We start from the raw sequence: 22208 nt of genomic DNA, 5'->3' as shown, positions 1-22208 counted from the left end.
GCTATGGTAAATTAATCATGGGGATACATCTAAAAAATATGTGCAAAGACCAATCAGATTAAGGAGCGTAAAATACTTCGACGCCATCATCATCGTCATCGCTATCATCAAAATCGTCATCCGACAAATCCGTACCTTCACGCGCCGCTTTACGAGCAGCACGATACGCTTCACGCTGAGCTTCCGTATTTAGACGAACTTCTGCTTCTAGACGCTCAAATCGTGCTTTTTGTGCATCAGCAAAGATAGGATCTTCGATTTCACGTTCGCGTTCGCGTTCAATCTCATTCATCAAGTGGTACTTAATGGCATCAACGCCTTCACCTGTTAGAGTGGCGGTACGGAAAACGATACCTGTCCAGCCAAGCTCTGCCACAATATGGGTACAAAGCTCATTTAACTCTTCTTCAGGCACTTGATCGATTTTGTTTAATACCAAAATCTGTGGCAAATTGGCCAGTTCAGGTGAAAAACGCTCAAGCTCATTTAAGATAACGCGAGCGTTTTCGACCGGGTCGCTGCCATCGATAGGCTTGATATCAACCAAGTGTAACAGACGACGCGTACGAGCGACATGCTTTAAAAAGCGAATACCAAGTCCAGCACCTTCTGAGGCACCTTCGATCAAGCCTGGAATATCGGCCATAACAAAAGAGCGATGACGACCAATATCAACCACACCCAGATTAGGAACCAGCGTGGTAAATGGATAATCAGCTACTTTTGGTCTAGCAGCAGAGACTTGGCGGATAAAGGTCGATTTTCCTGCGTTAGGTAAACCAATTAAGCCAACATCAGCCACTACTTTTAGCTCAAACTTAAGAACTTTTAGCTCACCTTCAAAACCTGACGTCGCTTTACGCGGCGCTTGGTTGGTAGAGCTTTTGAAATGGGTATTACCCAAACCACCATCGCCGCCTTTGGCAATCAGTAAAGTCTGACCAATTTCAATCAAATCACCCAACACTTCATCTGTCTCGGTATCAACGACCGTCGTACCAATAGGCACTGGTAAGAAAAGATCATCAGAGCCTTTGCCTGAACAGTTTCTACTATGACCGTTCTCAGCACGCATAGCGTCATGACGACGGGTATAACGATAATCAACTAAGGTGTTGGTATTATCCTCTGCAATGACATAAACATCGCCGCCCTTGCCACCATCACCACCATCAGGACCACCGCGCGGGACATATTTTTCTCGGCGAAAACTGGCGATTCCGTTACCACCGTCACCTGCTTTTACCGTTACGACGGCTTCATCAATAAATCGCATCTTACTTTCCTTTATTTATACTCTAGTTTATAAGCTTAATGACAGTCATAGACTGCTTCTTTTGCCTATAGTTATCTTTTAAAAAAATGGCAGACTTTCGTCAATATTGCTCTACATCATTGCTTTATTTATGACAATAACACCCGATAACCAATCGGACTATCGGGTGCTGTAGATATTACCGCTAAAACCATATCCGTTTCTTTATATAACTAATGACCATCGCTCTGCTCTTTGAATCAAAGCATTATGACCGAGTCATTGCTGCTATACAAACGTATTAAGCTGGAATCTGCGCATAACTGATACCTGCCATTTGCGTTGCCAAACGTAATACTTGCGTACTATAACCCACTTCATTGTCATACCAGATATAAACGATAGCATGATTATCGGTCAAAATAGTCGCTTGGGCATCAACGATACCTACATGTGTATCACCGACAAAATCCGTTGATACCGCTTCTGTAGAATCCGTATAAGCAATTTGTGTTTGCCACTGGCTACTATTTGAAATTTTGCGCATAAATTCATTTAACGCGTCGGCACTAGCGGGCGCTGTTTTAAGATTTAGATTTAAAATCGCTAAGCTAACGTTTGGTGTCGGTACACGAATGGCATTACCCGTCAATTTACCGCTAAGCTCTGGTAGCGCTTTCCCAACTGCCTTTGCTGCACCAGTACTGGTGATAACCATGTTCAATACCGCACTACGACCACGGCGATCCGCTTTATGATAATTATCAATTAAATTTTGATCATTGGTAAACGAGTGAATGGTTTCAACGTGACCATTTTCGATACCATATTCATCATTTAATACTTTTAACGTCGGGGTAATTGCGTTAGTAGTACAGCTCGCCGCACTAACGATAGTGTCATCGCCGACCGTATCATTATTTACGCCATATACAACGTTTTTAATCTCACCGCCAGCAGGTGCCGTTAATAGCACTTTTTTCACACCAGTCGATTGTAAATGCTTACCAAGACCAGCTTCATCTTTCCAGATACCCGTATTATCAATGACCAATGCATCGTTAATACCATAAGCCGTATAATCAATCTCGCTTGGGTCTTTGGCATAGATAATTTGTACAAAGCGACCATTAATGATCAAACCATTGTTTTCATCATCAACAATCACGCCGCCTGCAAAACTACCGTGAATCGAATCGCGCTCTAGCAATGACGCACGCTTAGCCAAGTCGCCTGCTGCTGCGGGCCGTACTACGATGGCTTTTAGCTGCATGCCTTTTGCACTTGAGGCTTGCGATAACAATAAACGAGTTAGGATACGACCGATACGACCAAAACCATATAGCACCACATCTGCTGCGCCATTGATAGCCGCTTTAGTATTATCAACAGACTGTAATGCCGATTGAATATCACTGTCATTAGCGATTAGCTGACCAACATCAATACGGACGGCTGGCAGGTTTTTATTCTCTGCTAACACTTTAACCATCGCTAAAGTATCAGCGATATCAATCGCATGAGCACCTTGATCACGCAAAGCAACTTTTTGATGCAGTGCCAATATTTGACCCACGGAATTGCTATCTAGCGTATCACCAAATAAAGTCACTTGCACATCTTGCTCATTGTAGAGCTTGTTCAATAGCCCCATGAGCTCAATCGCTTGTTGCTCCTGGGTGTTATAGTTGCTCAAATGGTCTTGATGTAATTGGCGTAAGGTATCAGCGTTACTCACGAGAAACATCCTTATGGTCAGTATTGGGGAATCAGTAAAATAGGAAGAAATATTATTGAATAGGGTATATACAGTCTATGTACTCACTCAGATATGCTAACAGACGACTGCTGTCATCGATTATTGTCATAGGAGTCTGTAGATAAGCTAGATTTTAGCTTAAAACGCCTTATTTTGCTAGTGATAACAAATTTGTATGAGTCACAAGCTAGTTTATGACTACCGATTTAGCATAATAAAACGGGTTATTACGATAAAGGCAGCATATTATGCTGCCTTATTATCAATCCACTTAAACAATGCTAAATACAAGAGCCATGGTAAATAAAGGCAATATAAACCATTATCAGACTTTTATGGAATCAAATCCACCGTCTGCTTACTCTGCGACGTTAATTTAAATTCTTTCAAATCATAACCCTGTTGCTGGGCAATTTGACGGTATTTGGCATAAGTCTCTTGGCTTACGTTTGGCGAACGAGCCAGCAGCCATAAATACTTTTTATCAGGTGTACCAACCAGAGCAGTTTTATAATCAGGATCACGTGCCAATACCCAATAGTCAGCTCGCCCTACCGGTAACCAACGAATCCACGATGGCAAAAAGGTAACTTTTAGTTTGCTTCCTGTCGCATCAGCAGGTTTTGCTAAGCCTTCAGCAATAATGTTCGAGCCATCTTCAGCCTTACACTGATTGATAACTTTGATACCTGAACCATCAGTTTTTTCAACATAATTAGCCGTCACATCGCTGGCACAGTTGCGCTGAAAATACATCGGCAAACGACCGATCTCATACCAAGTACCAGCATATTTATTGAGATCAACGCTATCTACCGTAGTCGGTGTATTAGCAGATTTATGAATAATACTGCTAGGTTTAACCGTGAGCACCTCTGCCGTTGCGTTGGTCATGTGCTTGCTAGCAACCGCTTGAGCCATAGGCGGTGTCGCTGCATAAGCAGAAAATGCTGCTAACGGTATGATAATAGCTAAGGCTATTCCAGTATGCTTAATAAGACCATTCATAAATATACGCTCTGGTATCTCTGCAACGCTTGCTGCATTTTTAGGAGACATAATGTGAGGTGTCTCGACTATGGATTGCTCAAATTCTTTGAAGATACTTGTCTTAATACAATCAACTTCAGCTGTACTGGCGTTAAAGGTGCTGTTATCAATTAAATTAGAGTTAAGTACACTTACATGAGTTTTTTTGACACATTTATAATCAAAAAAGCTGGTTTGTTGTGACATATCTTGTGCCAGAGTTTCTAAATATTCTTCACTGAAACCTACATTATTATAGCTGGCGTCATTACTGGCACGGTCAATATTACCTGCTGGTGTTGCCTGATCTTTATTCATCTGATACTTAGGTAGCTGGTCAGTATGCGGTGATTGAGAACCAGCTGCCTCAGAATCAGACCATACTGACTTCGGTAACTTATTGGTTTTCATAGGGATACCATTTTATTAACAGTGATTATTAGGAGCGATCTATCTACTTATAGGCATTTATTCATACCATTGTTATTTATAAGAGCGGCACAAAATGATTTTCACCCACTGGCCCTACAACAAAAAATGAATGGAAGTTAAATTGGCTATTACTTTTAACATCATAGTCATTAAAAGTCTTAACAGTTAGTAAGTCTATAAAAGCTTGATTTAGCGCCCTTCGATAATTAATGATTCATAGTAATAGCAAATCCCTAACCAAAACAGTGTGGCAATGTAGGAAAACGCAACGGTTTGTAAGTAATTCTGTTTATAAGATATGCGAAGTTACATTTTTATTAACCGATAAAGAATATTCAAATCAATTACTTATCTAGTGCTATTTTTCCTCTGAGAATTTTTTTATTTGACCTATCGTACTCTGGTTTTAGCGGTATTCAAATGGCAGCTTGATGCCCAAAATTATTATAAAAATGCGGGTAACAATAGTACCAAAAACTATTTTAAAAACTGGCGAATTCCAGCAACAGCAACGCCTCCATGTAGCACGGCTTGTTTATACATCATAGGTGATAGTCCACCTAAGCCGATAACTGGCATATCCGCTAATTTTGCTAAATTTGACCACGCATCCCAACCTAATGCCGGTGTATCAGGATGGGTTTGGGTACACTCAACAGGTGCCAAGAAAATACCGATAACGGGTGGCAACTGCTGCTGTAATCGAATATACGCCAGTTGATTGGCAGCATTGATGCTATCTACATCATGACAACTAACGATTAATGGCAAGCTTGTAGACAAGGCAGAGTACGACATGGGCTCCTTAGCTACTCCGCTTGACCATTGCATAAGCTGTGTCTGTGTTAAATGACTTGCTATTATTTGATTATTTGCTTCTACATTGTCTGTTTTGTCGATATCTAAGTGGTCAGGAGTAATCGCTTGAATATCAGGACGTAGTTGTAATAGCTGCTTGATACTGTTTTCTGTCCCTGCTGTTTTTGTCCGTATATAAACCCAAGCGCCAGCCGTTATATGCTCATGATGATACTGTAACCATGCTGCCATAGGATTAGAGGCAGCATCAAAATGCGATAATGGATAAGTAACTGTTATCTGCATAGGCAGCTGTAACCATGCAAGGATTGTCTTATTGGCAGCAGGCAAGTCATAATGTCCTGCTAGCAGCTCGGCCTTCTCTACCCATGTCAGCTTTTGACCTTCTAGACCATAGCTTAGGTTTTTATATTGTGCATATTGTTGTGCAGTCACTTCAATACGGTAAACTTGTAAGCAGACCTGCTTATCACCATAATCATGATGCAATCGACCGAGTTTAACTGCCGTATTATTAGCAATACTGATGCCTGTCTCTTCGGCAACTTCTCGTATCAGTGCTTGTTTTGCTGTTTCATGAGCGTCTATCTTTCCGCCTACAAACTCATAGCGGTTCCCTTGGTGTTGAGAAGCCGCCCTAAATCCTAGTAAATATTGATCCTTATAATGAATAACGGCAACCGCTACATTGACTGTCGTTATTGAAGTGTCTTTTATAGAGTTACTTTGTTCAACTGTCATCCTATTTTCCTTTAATGCTACTAAGATTGATGGCTAAAATTGTTTGAATGAAAAAAAACGGTTAGATAAGTTTACATAATCGCTGTTATTTATTTTATAAATTTGCTTGCAAAATTATTCAATCTAAATGATAATTATTATCGTTAATAAATTATATTCTATTAGTATTTATTGTTTTGAATATTTGCTACTTTGCTATCAAAAGGAATTTACCATGAGTCTTGTAATCTCTCGTCATTTGAACTTCCGTGAAAACCGTCTGCCTACTTTGCAATCACAGCACTTGTTTGCTTTGACTAAAGAAGTACGTATTGAACATGAAGGCGAAGAATATCGCCTACGCTTAACACGTAATAATCGATTAATTTTAACCAAGTAAATTCTCTTAATGCTCATAAAAAAACGCCTTTTCATAAAGGCGTTTTTTATTTGATCAAATATCGATAATGGATTAATTTATAAATAGTTATTTCCAGTCAACCAATCTGCCAATCTGCCAATCTGCCAATCTGCCAATCTGCCAAAATCACAGCAAATATGAGGGTAGATATCTAAGTACAATCTTTAGAACTGCCAACTATAAACCACATCCACGGCATTTTCTGCTGCTGACGTTGCCTCTACATAGATACGGCGGGTCAACTGGTAACGTATCGACAAGCTGTTCTGCGCATTAAAAACGCCCACACCATAGCGGATATATAAGTCAGGGGTCACATAACCGGTGACATTGACGTTGGTATCTTCACTGCTGCCCGAAGCATCAACCGTTAAGCTTTGGAAACCAAACGCTTGACCGATTTGATTGGTCAAATTACGTGTGCCGCTCAGCCCAAAGCTCAGTCCAGCGGCCGCTAAGTTATTGGTGACTTGAGATTTAAAGCCTTGCTCACTGATTTGAGTAGCACTTTGATTATTAATACGACCCGTGACCAAGGCATTCATCGCTTGCTGCTGCGTAAGCCCCGCATTATTGAAAACGATAATATTAGGGCTTTCAGTATTACCTTTGACACGGACACCGACTGTTTTACCATTAATATTTTTGACCGCTTCGATACTTAAACTCGGTTTCATCACATCGCCGTTGAAGCGCACTTGACCATAGTTAAGCTCTAGGTTTTGACCAAAAGCATTAATATTGGTACGACGTGAGACCTGTACCACCCCTTTTGCACGCATGATGCCTGTACCACTTTGCGTGACATGAATGGCACCTGCTAGAGGAATCACGGCACCAAAACCACGGAAGTTAATGTCATTACCCAAATCGATACCGATATCAGCATTGATTGACCAAGGTTTAGAGATAGCTAAAACCTCATCAATATTGCCGATAAGACGACGATCAAGTACGACAGCGTCTTCAGTCTGAGTAATAATATCTTCACTGGCCTCTGGCGGACGAATGGTCGCTGATGGCACACTGACTGCCCCAGTGATATTGACGTAGCGATCGGAAGGACGCACGATAATATCGATATCAGGGTCAACACTCGCCACCAATAATGGCGGCTGGGTCAATATCAAACCTTTACCATCTATACTCAGCTTAGCCTGTAACTTTTGCTGCCAATTGACAGTACCAGCAACCGTCCCTTTCCCTGTACCACTATTGAACCTACCATCGATCGTTGCTTGAGTTCCACGGATTTTGGCAGTGGCATTCACTTTGGTCAAATTGACCGGCAAATCAAGCATCGCCATTCGACCATTCGCTAACTTCACATCGCCATAAAACTGTGGCTTATCCAGTGTGCCGCCCAAGCCACCTGCCATAGTGATGTTGCCTTCGAGCACGCGCATACCAGGGAAGAAAGGTTTAAAAACAGCCAAATTAAGCTCATTGAGCACCAACGCACCTGATATAGGTTTGGGCGTCTTATATGGATCGACGATCACTTCTGCATAACCACGAGCACCTTCACCCGTATTGATATCTGAGCGTATTTTTAGACCATTTGGTACAGATACAGCAATGAGCGAGATACGCTTGTAAGGTAAGGTGACAGGCAAGCTATCACCATCTTGAATCAAGCCAATTTTACCGTTGTCAGAATACAGCGTGGTATTAATCGTTGGTGGACGACCACGTTGCCAGCCAACAATCGCTTTACCGTTAATCTTGCCATGCCAATCGATATCTTTTGGTAAAAACGCTGAAAATAGTGAGGTGTCTATTTTTTGTATCGCCAAATCAACTTGACCACTGGCAGCTGAAGCAATGAGGTTTTCACGTAAGCAGAGCTTTCCTGTTTGATCAGTCGCCTGCCAACAATGTGCCGCCAGCTGTACTTTTAGCTCTGTGCTATTTTTACCTTGCTTCTTAGGCAAATTAACAATCAGCTGCGCTGGCTGCAATTGGTTTAAGGTTGCATATTTGGACTTAACTTGACCCTTGCCAATAACACCTGACCAGCTGAGCTTATCTCGATTAAAGCCACCCTTAAGCCTTGCTGAGATACTGAGCTTCTCATTAAGCAGATCAAAATCAACTATGTGAGCTTGTTCAGTACCATTAAAGGTTGCATTAAAGTTTTTAAAATTTTGCCCCCCCGCTTCTAAGCCTTCGGCAGTGATAATAAACTGGCTTGGACTGTTTGCCAAGTTAACCAGTTTACCGCGTATACGACCTTGACGTAATATAAAGCCTGGTAGCGTAATACGCTCACCAACCAAATCAACATAAATCGTCGGCAATGCTTGTCCTGCTGGCTGTGACAAGGTAGCACCGCCAGAGACTTTACCACCAAGCTTGTCTGAGAGCTGATCAAGGCTTGTGATATTGATTTTGGCTTGTAGCTGCTTAGCATTACCATTAGCGGTGATGTAATTATTACCCCAACGCAGTACCAAATTATTGGCATTTAAGCTTTCGATCAAAGCGTTCACTTGCTTATATTGTGCCTGCGCATCTTGCTTCTGCAAACGTTGGAAATAGCTTGCCAAGTCTTTTGGTAGATGTAGTTTGGCTATCAAGCTGCCTTTGGCGCTAAGTGGTTGACCCTTTAACATCCCATTCAAATTCACTTGCTTGATATTAATCATCTGTTGGGTATCGCTCCAACGTCCACTAGTATCAATAGTGCCGGTAATCGTACTCGGTATGTCCTTGAAGAAATAACCTAAATTAAAGCGATCCATGACCGCATCAACATCCCAAGTAAGACCTTGGCGCACATCAACGGTGCCTTTAGCATCAATACTGCCTGCTGCGCCCACATGTCGGAAACGCTTGATGCGAATGAGCTGTGCATTACCACTGGCATCAATAGTCAGTTTACCTGCTGGCAATTGCTCAGCGTCTAAGACACCATCAAAGTTTACGACGAAGTTTTTCAGTGCGCCTTTTGCCTTAGCATTATTCTTTGGCGGACTTTGCCACTCGCCAGTGGTTTTTAAATCACCAGTAATAATGGCGGCATTATTGGGCAAGAAATAACCCAAATTAAACTTATCAAAGCGCCCATCTAGCGTCCAACCGATATTCTTTCTTAGGTCGATGACACCCTTAGCTTTGACCGCACCTGCTTCGCCATTATAATTTAACTTGCGAACACTGATCAGATTTGGCGTACCAGCGGCATCGATTGATAAGCGACCTTTTGGTACATCAGCCGTGTCAATTTGACCATCAAAACGCGCATCAAAGACCGATAGCTTACCGCCGATAATATCAACACTGGCATCGCCGCCACCAGTAATGCCGATAGCACGACCTTTTTGCGTGGCATCCAACTGCGCCTGCAAAGCGGTATTATTGAAACTAATAATATGCCGCTGACCTTTGACACGGTTTTTAGTGATATTCAGCAATCGTCCGCGGGCAATGATACGCCCAGTTAGGCGCTCAAGCGGTATATCACTGCGGTATTGCTTGGGCAATAAGCCATTAGTACGTGCATCAATCTGCCAAGTAAGCGGACGTTTTTTAGTGGCTAATTGAATCTGACCTGTCCCTGACAAATCGCCCACTACGCCTTTATAGTTTAGGCGGTTGATATCAATGATATTGCCAGCCTTACGAAGCCTGACATCGTAATTACCTTTAGGCGCTGCATTCAGCTCATTAATAATGGCTTTGCCATCGACAGAAAGATTTGAGCCGCGAACAATCACCTTTGCTTGCCCACTAGGGCTATTGATGTTGCCAATATTAGGGATATTTTTACGCACAAGGTTCTGCCATTTTGCATCAATATACAAAGGGGCGACTTGTTTAGATTTGACTGAGGTTTTTCCACGGACAATATTGGCATTGACTTGCTCACCATCACGCTGACGTAATGCGGCATCCATTTCCATATTACCGGCAGTATTTTTATGCTGATAATGAACGGATAAGCGACCATTTAACTTTTGCGGGGCATATACTTTAAAGTCCGCATATTGTTTAGGAATGACACGACGTACATCAAAATTACTGCCGCTCGCTCTTATCTTTACATCAAAGCTGCTGTTCCAATCCAAGATACCTTGCAATATCAAGTTGCCAGCGGCCACATCTGCATCTAGGCGATCAACACGTAGCTGACGATTGGCAAGAATAGCGCGTCCTTGGTAATGTCCTGAAGGAATGTCTTTAGCGGTCAATTCAGTGTTGATACGTAGGCGTATCTCTGAGATCACACCTGATGCAGTCGCGATGCCACTCTTTAAGTGAATGTTTTGACTGTCCGCATAAGGAACCAGAATGTCATCCCATTCAAGTTTTGCTTGAAACGGTGCATCAGGATCCAATCCCTGCACCACAAAGTCGCCACTAACTGCACTATCATTGTAGCGGCTACTAACCTTGCCAACAGTGCGCTTTAACGTGCCTGTTGCGGTGATATTCAAGGGATCAATATAGGCTTTTTCTAAAGCACTGACCTCTACAATGGCACTCAAATCTAAAGGATAGTCGCCTTGCAAATCGGCATGACCCTCTAATGCACTGACTTTAACAATATCGCCATATTGCAAACTACCGCGACCCACCGTCACCATACTGCCAACCCACGTCAAATCGCGGGCTTCAATATCATGCACAACAATGGGGTCACGAGTTACTTGCTTATAAATGATGGTTTTTACTTTTGCATAATCAAAACGTAGATTAACCGGTAAGCTTAAGGTTCTATAATCGAATGCCTCACCTGTTGGCGGTTTTTTATTGATAATTTCAATGGTTTGTATATCCGCATCACGCAAATGTACTTCTTTGGCAAAGACGGCGCGCCAGCCTATTTTAACGTAAGCTTTATCTACCAATATCTCAAGATCTTCATTGGCAACAATATCGATATCAGTGAGCCATAGACCATCGCGCAGATTGCCGCTACCGTATTTGAACTCAATACCTGTTTCTGCACTGATTTTCTCTAAGATAAACTTAGTGCCTGACTCAGTACCCGCCGCATATAAGAAGATAGCAAACATAATCGCTAGCACGATAAGAATCAGTACCAGCAATTTGAGCACAAAAGACAACGGATACCAACGTCTTACGGCGCGGGCATCTCGTTGTGCTGGATCTTCATCTAATGGCTTATTAGGCAGGGTATTTTTGGTCGACATGACACTCAACTACGTTAAAGAACGATTACCAGCAATCGCTAGAATAATAAAAAGACAACGGTTTTGTTTATATACTTTTATAAAGGAGAGCCAATAAACAGATGCAATCTCACTGGAATACTCTCTTCTGTCACACCAGCTGCAACATCGACGCGCACCACGCCAACAGGTGACGCCCAGCGGATACCAACGCCGACACCAACTTTGGTATCTGTCTCAAAATCTTTGTCATAAGCATTACCAATGTCAGTAAAAACAGCACCGCGAAAGCCGGGTTTAAACTCATAGTTATATTCTGCACTACCAACCGCGAGGATTTGTCCACCAGTCAGATAGCCTTTATCTAGTGGCGATAAGCTTTCATAGTCATAACCACGGATACTTTGGTCACCACCAGCAAAGAAGCGCAGCTTATAAGGCACCTCATCAAAGTCATCTGCCCAAATATAACCAGTATTGATACTGCCAAGCACTTGATGCTTGTCATCAGCACCAAAGCTATAAATACCGCTGACGCCAGCGCGAGCAATTGCTAGATTGGTATCGCTAAGCGCTTTATCAGCACCCGCTTCAATCGAATAGTATTGGCGGATACCGCTAGTGGGATTGGTGACACTATCTACATCTGTCTTACTGATGCCATAACCAAGTAATAATGCTTGCTGTCTAGGCTCTGAAGACGTAAAGCGAATAGGAAGATCGTTTAACTGCGCTTCATCATCAATACCCGTTTCTAACTCATCTAAACGGTAGCGCAGAGAGTAGCTGCGATTCCAACCCGTTTCACGGCGGATATTACGCGCTAGCGACCCTTTTAGGGTTTTGGTAGACAAATCAAAATTGCCTTCACCTTGATTAATCGCCTCTTCTTCATAAGTTAAACTTGCTTCAAGCTTGTCATTCAAAGGGTGCTTCCAAGGCCTGCTAGCATAGACACCGACATTTTTAGTGATTCTCGAAACTTCTGTCTCAAGTCCTGCCTGATAGCCTTTACGATTGAGCAGATTATAATCTATTTTCGCGGTTGCGCGGACACCAGTATCGGTACCATAACCAATACCCACCTGAGCATCACGCGGTTTATTCGCTGCCACAAACACGTATAGGGGTACTTTCTTACTCTCTAACACTTCTTGAGGTGTTTTACGCCCTGCCAATGTTGGTGGTACGAAGTTCTCATCCGCCAATATACTTTTCTCATCCGGGAATATCTTTTGTGCAATGTCACTGATAGCATCACTGATTTTACCTAAAATACTGTTTGAATCTTGGTCTTTTTCATCCAATACCCGATCATTTGGCAGACGGCTTAAGCGTTCTGCTTTTTGCTTAATGGCCTGCAGCTTCTCAAGCGTCTCTTCATCGGCTTCAAATTCGATAGCAGCAATGTCAGCCGCATTTACTTTCTCTCCGCTATTGGCATAAAGCTCGCCGTCATTACTAACACCTTCTATTTGGCGCGCATTAACATCAGAAGCATTGTTTACTTCGTCATCCATTGTTTCAATAAAATTGTCTACATTTGGTGAGTTATCAAAGGCCAAAGTAGCACTTTGTGTGCGCTCATCTGGCGGCAAAATCGACTCAACGTTGATGGTATTAAAATAACGGGTCGCCGATAAATCGTTACTAAATTTGGTGACAGCGGGACGATAAAAAGGATCGCCTTCTTTAAAGTCGAATAACTGCCTTAACAGTGACAATTCAACGGGCAGTTTTGCAGGATCACGGGTCAGTGTCCCTGATTCTCTATCATAAGTAAAAAATACCACTTCATCAAACTCATAGCGATCGCCAGTATTGTAAACCAGTGAAACATCTGCTGTGTTATCAGGCAAGATAATATCGACGGATTTATTTAACCAATATTGATCAAAGTAACCGTAAGTATTACTGAGCGACTCAAGGGCAGATTTACTGTCTTTATAGACGCGGTGGTTAAAGATATCGCCTTCTTTTGGTGGCAGATCTTTTTCAAGCTCAACAAATTCTTTTTGCTCACTGCCTGCACCGCGAATGTCGACAATCCGGCTATCGACACGTACGGGCTCACCCAGCTTTTCAATGACGACGTCGATCGTGTCTGTATAAGGCTGGCTTAGACGCAAAGTCACATCATAGTAACCAACTGCTTTTGCGGCATCTAATGCGGTTTGGCGTAAACGCGGTAAAGCTGCTGTAAAGTCAACGACAGACTGCACAGTGGTATCATCAAGCGCCGCCTTAATATTCTTAATAGGCTGCACATCGTCATCAGCTTTGACTAGTATCGGCTTGGTATTGACAGCATTGCTATTGTTAGCTGCGACTTGTTGTAAGTAAATCGTAGTATCTACATGTGGTAGCGCCAGTGAGCCTGAATTAAACAATCGATTATAGAGACGCTTGACAATATTGCCTTTGTTGCGCGCCATTGGACTCGGCGTTTTGGCTTGCTCGATACTTTCGCTAACGGCTTCGGTATCGTTTTGATAATCTGGCAAATAGTCATCAGGATTGATCGAGTTTTCTGTATTCTTTGATTGATTGACGTTGGCTAAAATATCGTTATCCATCACTTCACTGGCATTACCACTGCTGACAGCATCGCTAACCGTAATAGGACGCGCCATGATCTCTGCTCGCTCAGCAATGCTTTCATTGATGCCTAATGTATCTAAATTACTGGGTATCGGCAGATTGGTCGCGTCTAATTCCACATCCAACCCAATCGGCGGCGTACGATCGTCTAAAGTGGCGACAGGTGCATCAAAACCACTATTATTACTAGTGCCAATATTACTAGTGCCAATCCTATCGATATCTTGCGCGTTTTGTCTGTCCATCGCCGCAAGCTCACGATCAATCTCTTCAGGCGTCATCATCTGATAGCCCTGCTGCTGTATCGCTGCTGCTTGCTGCTCTAGATCTTGATTTGTATCAAAATTTTGCGCATCATCGAAATCATTATTAAAGCTATTGGCATTTTCTGGAATAACATTACTGTTAGTCTTGCCAGCTGAATTTTTCGCGTTTGGATTCTTAATACCTAGCGTTTGCTTACTATAGTCATCCAATACCGATTGCTCGATAATACCTTGCTCGACCGCTTTTTTTAGGCGCAGCGCATCTAACGCCATATCCAGCTGACGGTCATCATCAGAAATCGCCGCTTTGGCGGTTTTCGGTGACGCTGCTGTAGCATTTTTTGCTGTTATCTGGCTGCTTATAGCGCTATTATTTGAATCAGTAGTAGCGGCAAAAGCTGCAGGGGCAAGACTACAGCCAAAACCGACCAAGCTGGTGGTCAATGCACTAAAAAGCGCTGTGCGGGTAAAATAAAGACGCGGAGTGTCGTTAGCACTAATAGCAGCGCTAGATTTGATTGAACTATTTTGGCAACCTAAGAGGTCAGGCAACTTAACAGGTACGTTATGCACTGGTGTTGAAGGCTGATGTTTCATATTCATTCCTATTCCCTCACGCAGTGCAAGGTTGCTGACGCTGACGACTGCTAAGTCTTAGCGGTAAATACAGTGATGACAACAATTATAATGAGCTAAAACAATTTTTTAACTTGCAGCTTTACTTTTTGTCTGACGATTTAGCCTACGATTGAAGCATTAATATGTAATTAGTATATAAAAAATTACTTACATCAGACCATTTAAGCATCGGCATCAGACCATTTAAGCATCGGCAAACCTTTGCTATTGGCCACTTTATTAGGATTTAGTCGGCTAAAATTTACAAATCATAACTTAGTTAATTATGAAATCATAGCATTGGACGTATGTATTTTTGCCAAAGCCTTGCTATTATACGGCTTAACATTGATAAAACCTATGCCATATTTAGTTAAGTTTTTGATAGCGTTGATAATTACCCTAGTATTAATGACTATCTTCTCCGTCTTGCTTCACTTTTACTTGTCTTGACCCATTTGCAGGAATTTCCATGGCCAATCAGTTTCAGTTATTTAAGCGTCGCCGTTTTAGCGCCATGTTTTTTACCCAATTTTTGGGAGCGTTTAATGACAATATTTTTAAGCAAGCGCTGATATTAGTCTTGACCTACACGGCGGCGAGCCAGCTTGGCGTTGAGGTCAGTATTTTAAATAACTTGGCGGCCATGTTATTTATTTTGCCGTATTTTCTATTTTCGGCGCTGGCAGGGCAAATCGCTGACAAGTTTGAAAAGTCTAAATTGACCCGCTTAACCAAGCTGCTTGAGCTGTCCATTATGGTGATTGCGGCAGTGGGTTTTGTATTTGAGTGGTATGCACTCTTATTTGTCGCGTTGTTTTTAATGGGCACACAATCTACCTTTTTTGGGCCTATCAAATATGCCTACTTGCCACAAGCGATGCAAGAAAATGAATTGGTCGGTGCCAATGGTCTGTTTCAAATGGGTACGTCATTAGCGATATTACTTGGTATGATTATCGCTGGCGTCTTAACCCAAGTGCCACAGCCGCTATATTGGATTAGTCTAACCGTAATAGTCGTTGCGATATTAGGTTATTTCGCCGCCCGATCTATACCCACCATGCCAGCGATGCAGCCTGATTTGAAGATTAATTGGAATATCTTTACCACCAGTGTCTCAACGGTACGTTATTTATATTCCTTACGGTTTTTGTTCTTCGTTATCTTGGGCAACAGCTGGTTTTGGTTTTATGGCGCGACTTTTTTGACCCAAACACCTGAATTCAGCAAAGTCATTCTTCATGGCGATGAATCAGTGGTAATTTTCCTGCTGACTTTATTCTCAGTCGGTGTCTCTATCGGTTCATTATTATGCAAAAGGCTTACCAAGAATCAGGTCAGCTTACGTTTATTACCCTTTGGTATCGCTGGTTTGAGTATCTTTGCTATCGACTTGTATTTTTCGCTATCAGGATTGTCGATTGATGGGAATACTGAGACGTTAATCGGAGTGAGCGGATTATTCGCTATTTCTGGTAGCTGGCGCGTCTTCGTCGATTTATTCTTTTTGGGCTTTAGTGGCGGCTTATATATTGTCCCTTTATATGCATCTATGCAGGCTTACGCACCCAAAAGCCATCGTGCACGTATTGTTGGTGCCAATAATATTTTCAATGCCATATTTATGGTTGGCTCAGCGATTTTTTCTATCGTGGTATTAAATAGCTTAGGCATGTCACTACCGCAGTTATTCCTTGTTACAGGCTTGCTTAATATTGCCTTTGGGGTATTTTTATATACCAAGCTGAACAAACATATTAAACATGCCATCATACAAACTCATGATGATCAGCTAAACAGACATGATTAAAGGGTTTGATAATTTGAATCAACAGCATTAATGACAACTGTTATTATAAATCGATTGCTGAACGCCTCATTATTATGATGCCGACCATTGATGTTGTTTGCTATAGTAAGCGCTAAGATTGAGTAGTAGTCGCTGCAACGCTTTAAAAATTCATAGCAACACGTTATTCATAATAAATAATGCCATCAGGAGTGAATCATGGCTTTGCGTTCCTTATCTAAAATCGATCAATTACTGCTTGGGGTAGACAAGGCATTGCGAGCGGTCGTACCGCATTCCAATCCGAGTACTCGCCCTCTGCCTGTGAGTAGTGATGAGATTCCTGAGCTGAGTATTACAGAATCGCGGCACGTTGCAGGGCTGATGCGTATCAATCATACCGGAGAAGTATGTGCGCAAGGGCTGTATCATGGACAAGCATTTACGGCAAAAGATAATAATGTCAAACAAGCCATGCAGCAATCTGCTGAAGAAGAAGTCGACCATCTGGTCTGGTGTGAGACGCGTCTAAGCGAGCTTGGTAGTCATCCAAGTGTGTTTACACCTTTATGGTATGGCATGTCTTTTGGTCTCGGCGCAGTAGCAGGCGCCATCTCTAACGAGTTTAGTTTGGGGTTTGTCGCTGAAACAGAAGCACAAGTTAGCGAACATCTGCAAGATCATATTGGACAATTACCACCGCAAGATCAGCGCTCAAAAGAGATATTGGCACAAATGGATAGCGAGGAATTACACCATCGTGAGTTGGCACTTGCCAATGGTGGCGCTGCATTGTCGCCACTCATGCGTCATACCATGCGCTGGATGGCAAACCGCATGAAAGCCACGGCTTATCATTTTTGATTGATTTACTTTGACAAACACAGGGCAGCAAAAAATGCCTCAGTAATGACTTTTAACACTCCTACTACTGTTTGTATTGAGATTAATTTGCTAGGGTATAAAAAATTGTACGATTTTGCCGTAGCTATATGAGTACAACGTCAATGTCTAGCAGATATCAAGCAGCTATTAAGCAATGGATTTATCAATAACGACCAAATAGACAAAACAACGATTAAATAAGGTAACTATCTTTATGAACGCCATCAGTCAACCGACCCACTCTCAAAAATCGCCTGAGTTTGCGACTTTAACCGCATTGGCCGCAGCTTGTGCCATGATGCTATCTGCGCCTGTGAATGCTGCCGAAGTTGATGCTTCAGCGACTGCAACTACTTCTGTACCGAGCGCGATTGACTCAAGCAAACGAGTGATTCGTCTTGCTAGACCTAATGTAGCTGTCAGTGCTACTCAGGCAGCAATCACTGCTCAACCAGAAGTAGCAACAAGTACTGCAGCACAAGTGAGTGCTCAAGCAAATATCAACGCTAATCAACAAAGCAGTGCCCAAGTTACTAATACTCAAATAAACAATACACAGCCCACTCGTGCGCCTCAAAATACTATTCAAAATCAAGTCATCCAAACCAATCAGAATACTGAGCTTACAGGGACGACACGGGTTTATGAGCGTGGACCGATGGTTGCAACGGGTATCGATTTACGTGGTGGTCAGCTGTCAAACATTCCAACGCCGCAAGTGCAACTTTCAGACATCAGCTTTGTACCTACCATCTTGATAGCGCAGCAAACCGGTCTTGGTACAGACAAATTGGATGTCAGTCTACTCGATGATTTTATTAAAGACACATCACCATATGCACGCCATTATCCACCAAACTTCCCTAACCGCACCCAGCGTCATTATGCTCGTGAAAAAATCAAAGTACTAACTGACTGGATTGAGCCTTATGCCAAATCGCCTAAGGCTTCTTACGATGTGTTACTGCGTGCTGCTAAGCTAAATGGTATGGGACGTAACTTAGACTTAGGGTCAGAATATACGGTACGTGGTGGGCAATATATTGATCGTGCCATCAAAATCAAACCGGATAGCGGCGAAGCCAACTTTATATATGGCATGATGCTCTCAGAAGGCGGTGGTTTTAAAGAAGGTCAAAAGTATCTTGATCAAGCGGTTAGCTTAGGTTATACCGAAGCAGAGCAAAGCTTGGCACAATCGGATGTTTTGAGTGATCGCCGTGAAAAAGCGCTAGAGCGTTTGCGTCGTTTAGAGCAGAAAGTCCCAGACAATACGGTTATCCGTCAGCAAATCAAGCTAATCGAAGATGGTAAGTTTTATATTTGGGATATACCAGCATCAAATATTAAACCAAATATGTAAATCAAAACCTTATAAAGATGATGTATGACAAATACGTCATCAATATTAGATAAACATAGTTAAAAATTAAAAATCTAGCGCCTTTTTTTATATTGAGAAATTAACAATATAGAACTAAGGCGCTTTTTTGCACCCAATATAAACGCACATTATAAATGTCAAATAAAATTTCATCCCGCTCTTACATTTACTTTTATTTGAAGCGCTGTCTTTCTTTATTATTCTATCTTTTCAGTAGTGCTATTTTCTCCAGCGTCGTATCCAGTAAATTTAGCAAAATTTGAATATAAGACGATAAATACGATAGTCGAAGCACCAAACTTCCGCTACACTCATCCTAATATAATTGCTATTTTATAATACATGCCTGTCCATTATTCACTGGAATTACCTATGATTTTCGCTGACCCTGTCAATAATGCGCCGACAGCTATTCATAAAAATAAGATGCCTTTAGCTGTATTGGCACTGCTATCAGCTATGGCAATATTACCTGCCTGTAGCACTGTCTCTGTCAATAGACAGGCCTCTGCCAAGACGATTTCGGCGCAGCGAGGTAATATTGTCACTGATAACAAGCTCAGTAGTGATACCGCATCATTATTATTGTCAGCAGGGCTCAATGAGCAAGCCTGTATGCAGCAGTTTGAGCTTTGCTTAACACAGCTTGCTGATAGCATGCTTAATAGGCACTATCGCCCAGCACTGGCCGCCTTTTCAGAGTTACACTATGCAAAAGCGCGCCAACTCGCTACCTCAAAGAGCTGTAGCAATGCGCTTGCCCGTCCGCCACTTGATCCCTATTATGCCAATGCACCTTTGGATGATGCTGAAGCTAAAGCGCAGCAGAGCAAAACCGAGATATGTTTAATCGACTATCAAGAGCGTCTCTTTGATGCCATCAAATCCAGCTATACCTACTTATTCTATGACAGCTTAGAGCATGATTTTGAAGGAGCCGATGAAAAAGTAAGTGGCGGGCGGGCAAAAAATCGTATCCCAAGCGATATCGATATCCAAACTCAAGATATCTATAATGCCGCGAGCAACGATGTTATTACTCAGCTTTATCAATCAACAGGCGACATGAACCAATTGATGCGCAATGTAAAAGTAGAGCATCTTGCCACGACCACTAATACCAGCAGGCATGATAGTAGTGAGCTTGCCGTCAATGCAGCCATTGCCAATAGTTCACCCGTCAAAGGACAGCCGACCGATCAAGTCAAAGTAATGAAGGTGCAAGTAGACAACTATCATCTAAACGTCTATTTGCCAAATGAAAACAACTATCTTAAAAATGCCAATGAGAAAAATTCTGCGCTAGCAGACTTAGTATCTACTTATGAGCTGCGCTTGTCGGGGCTAAACTCCATTAGCAAGCGACCGGGTTTAGGTATCAGTTTGGTAGCGTCATTGGACGATCGCTATACCACTACTATTCGTCAATTATTACTCTCTTCGCTCTCAGGTCAAATCGGTCAAGAAGCTGCTAATGGCAGACTTGGCAACAATAGCGCAAGCAACGCTGCAAAAATTGCTCAAGAAGAAGATGCCAGCTCACGCATTTATCCTACTGGGCATCTATTGATGACAGGACTGATTAAACCTACGGGCACTAGCGTACTCGACACCCTAAGTAGTGAGCAGCTAGATATCCATTTATATAACCCTTACCGCAGCGAGAGCGCCTCTATCTTAGGCGATGACTATCCACTGGCCGCCAACTTCTCTGCCGGTTATGGACTCTGGTTAGCAGAAAATCAGCTCGATGGTGTCGGCTATCTAAACCTTATTACCCGTCAAAAAGAAGCCAGTTTACCCAAACTTTTTATGCTTGAGCCCTACGACCCTAATAAACGTGTGATTATCATGCTGCATGGTCTTGCATCAAGTCCGGCAACGTGGGTCAATTTGACCAACGATATTTTTAATGATGATAAATTACGTAATAACTATCAGGTATGGCAAATCTTTTATCCGACCAATCTGCCTATTTTAGAAAATCGCTATCAAATCCAAAAATTAATCACTGCCACTTATCAGCAAACAGACCCTGCAGGGGAAAATCTTGCCAGTAAGAACAGCGTCATTATTAGCCATAGCATGGGCGGCATCATTGCTCGCATGATGTTATCTGATGATAATTTGGCGAATAATCTGGATGCATTAGACGATAACAGTTTATTAGCCAACAGCAGCCAGCGTCAGGTTGACGCCATGCTCAAGCAAGCACTTACCAATAAAGAGCTACGCAACCGTTTTGAATTAAAGGCGCTACCGCAAGTTGATACGGCAGTCTTTTTATCTTCACCATTCCAAGGTACTGACTATGCCGATCGCTGGTTTACCCGTGCGTTACGCCGCATTATTTATTTGCCGGTGGGCTTAGTAAAAACCGTTACGGACAATTTGGCAACCATTGCTATAAAAGGCGACTTGGCGAATAACCCTTTAGGGGCGTTATACCTGCAAAATGGTGCCAGTCAATTGAGTGACAAATCCTCCTTTATTCAATTAACCAAAGACATTAGCATCAACAAACGTGTTACTTATCATTCGATTATTGCCAATAACGATTCTGATATCACAAGAGGTCTGGCTGCAATGCAACCGGAAGGCGTCAAACTTGATTTGTCACAAGCAGTCATAGAAGATGACGATAGCGTAATTGAGACTGTCGATACCAGTAGTACCAGCAATGTAGAAAACTCAGATAATTTAAACGTTTCAGCTGCTGTAGTTGATGGAGAGACTGCAAAAGATGTGACTGCTAAGACAGATACCTTGCCACCTGAAGCACTGGTTGCTGCTGTTATCGTCAATGAAGAGATTAGCCAAGCATTAACTGAGCGTCTGTCAGATGGTATCGTACCCTATACCAGTGCGCATCTTGATGGTGCAGCGTCTGAGACTGTGATCAATGGCGGTCATAGTATCCAAGAAAATCCACAAACCATTCTGACTTTGCGACGTATATTGCATAAACAATTACAGCAATAGCTCAAATTGAATGACAGGTTGGTTATTTTCACAGTAGATTTTTTACAATAGATAGCCAAAAAATATTATTAAAAGGTATTGTTTTATATTACTGTTCTGTATCTATT

General features: G+C 42.3%; 11 protein-coding genes. 5 read left to right on the top strand and 6 right to left on the bottom strand.

The genetic code is table 11. The features are described 5' to 3' along the window. Nucleotides 1-58 precede the first annotated feature (58 nt). The 4 genes from cgtA to JMX75_RS04635 all read right to left on the bottom strand — a co-directional run bounded on the left by cgtA (nt 59) and on the right by JMX75_RS04635 (nt 6035). On the bottom strand, nt 59-1276 hold the full coding sequence (cgtA, locus tag JMX75_RS04650; RefSeq protein WP_201531244.1) for an Obg family GTPase CgtA: 1218 nt from the start codon (nt 1274-1276) through the stop codon (nt 59-61). 280 nt (nt 1277-1556) lie between these two features. Continuing rightward, complete coding sequence (locus tag JMX75_RS04645; RefSeq protein WP_201531243.1) at nt 1557-3002, bottom strand: glyceraldehyde-3-phosphate dehydrogenase; 1446 nt, start codon at nt 3000-3002, stop codon at nt 1557-1559. Nucleotides 3003-3347: 345 nt separating this feature from the next. Continuing rightward, the gene (locus JMX75_RS04640) at nt 3348-4454 is read right to left on the bottom strand and encodes a lipocalin family protein (protein ID WP_201531242.1); all 1107 of its coding nucleotides are present in this window, start codon (nt 4452-4454) and stop codon (nt 3348-3350) included. A 498-nt stretch (nt 4455-4952) separates the two neighbouring features. Continuing rightward, nucleotides 4953-6035: an NUDIX domain-containing protein gene (locus JMX75_RS04635; RefSeq protein WP_201531241.1), complete on the bottom strand. Its 1083-nt coding sequence runs from the start codon at nt 6033-6035 to the stop codon at nt 4953-4955. 214 nt (nt 6036-6249) lie between these two features. On the opposite strand from JMX75_RS04635, the gene hemP reads away from it, so the two are divergent. Continuing rightward, nucleotides 6250-6414, top strand: coding sequence for a hemin uptake protein HemP (hemP, locus tag JMX75_RS04630; RefSeq protein WP_020443783.1), 165 nt, complete (start codon nt 6250-6252; stop codon nt 6412-6414). Between the two features lie 185 nt (nt 6415-6599). Here the strand turns inward: hemP and JMX75_RS04625 are convergent, their stop codons facing one another. Continuing rightward, nucleotides 6600-11594: a translocation/assembly module TamB domain-containing protein gene (locus JMX75_RS04625; protein ID WP_201531240.1), complete on the bottom strand. Its 4995-nt coding sequence runs from the start codon at nt 11592-11594 to the stop codon at nt 6600-6602. 77 nt (nt 11595-11671) lie between these two features. Continuing rightward, nucleotides 11672-15043 carry an autotransporter assembly complex protein TamA gene (locus JMX75_RS04620; RefSeq protein ID WP_201531239.1) on the bottom strand — a complete coding sequence of 1124 codons (3372 nt, stop codon included), beginning with the start codon at nt 15041-15043 and terminating at the stop codon, nt 11672-11674. Between the two features lie 487 nt (nt 15044-15530). Between JMX75_RS04620 and JMX75_RS04615 the strand changes: the two genes are divergently transcribed. From JMX75_RS04615 to JMX75_RS04600, 4 genes are all read left to right on the top strand, one after another. Beyond that, nucleotides 15531-16871: an MFS transporter gene (locus JMX75_RS04615; RefSeq protein ID WP_201531238.1), complete on the top strand. Its 1341-nt coding sequence runs from the start codon at nt 15531-15533 to the stop codon at nt 16869-16871. A gap of 204 nt (nt 16872-17075) precedes the next feature. Beyond that, entirely contained in the window at nt 17076-17714 is a 639-nt protein-coding gene (coq7, locus tag JMX75_RS04610; RefSeq protein ID WP_227673142.1) for a 2-polyprenyl-3-methyl-6-methoxy-1,4-benzoquinone monooxygenase, read from the top strand. A gap of 235 nt (nt 17715-17949) precedes the next feature. Further along, complete coding sequence (locus JMX75_RS04605) at nt 17950-19098, top strand: tetratricopeptide repeat protein (RefSeq protein WP_201531236.1); 1149 nt, start codon at nt 17950-17952, stop codon at nt 19096-19098. 393 nt (nt 19099-19491) lie between these two features. Further along, nucleotides 19492-22101, top strand: coding sequence for an esterase/lipase family protein (locus JMX75_RS04600; protein WP_201531235.1), 2610 nt, complete (start codon nt 19492-19494; stop codon nt 22099-22101). The last annotated feature ends 107 nt before the right edge of the window (nt 22102-22208 follow it).

The organism is Psychrobacter sp. LFX-11D, assembly GCF_904846475.1.
In the GTDB taxonomy this organism is placed as follows: domain Bacteria; phylum Pseudomonadota; class Gammaproteobacteria; order Pseudomonadales; family Moraxellaceae; genus Psychrobacter; species Psychrobacter cryohalolentis.
This window is presented reverse-complemented; position numbering and strand designations above follow the sequence as displayed.

Coding starts and splice junctions, on each gene's coding strand:
- JMX75_RS04635 (WP_201531241.1), bottom strand. CDS start 6,035: ATGACAGTTGAACAAAGTAACTCTATAAAAGACACTTCAATAACGACA.
- JMX75_RS04625 (WP_201531240.1), bottom strand. CDS start 11,594: ATGTCGACCAAAAATACCCTGCCTAATAAGCCATTAGATGAAGATCCA.
- JMX75_RS04600 (WP_201531235.1), top strand. CDS start 19,492: ATGATTTTCGCTGACCCTGTCAATAATGCGCCGACAGCTATTCATAAA.
- JMX75_RS04645 (WP_201531243.1), bottom strand. CDS start 3,002: ATGTTTCTCGTGAGTAACGCTGATACCTTACGCCAATTACATCAAGAC.
- JMX75_RS04620 (WP_201531239.1), bottom strand. CDS start 15,043: ATGAATATGAAACATCAGCCTTCAACACCAGTGCATAACGTACCTGTT.
- cgtA (WP_201531244.1), bottom strand. CDS start 1,276: ATGCGATTTATTGATGAAGCCGTCGTAACGGTAAAAGCAGGTGACGGT.
- JMX75_RS04615 (WP_201531238.1), top strand. CDS start 15,531: ATGGCCAATCAGTTTCAGTTATTTAAGCGTCGCCGTTTTAGCGCCATG.
- hemP (WP_020443783.1), top strand. CDS start 6,250: ATGAGTCTTGTAATCTCTCGTCATTTGAACTTCCGTGAAAACCGTCTG.
- JMX75_RS04640 (WP_201531242.1), bottom strand. CDS start 4,454: ATGAAAACCAATAAGTTACCGAAGTCAGTATGGTCTGATTCTGAGGCA.
- JMX75_RS04605 (WP_201531236.1), top strand. CDS start 17,950: ATGAACGCCATCAGTCAACCGACCCACTCTCAAAAATCGCCTGAGTTT.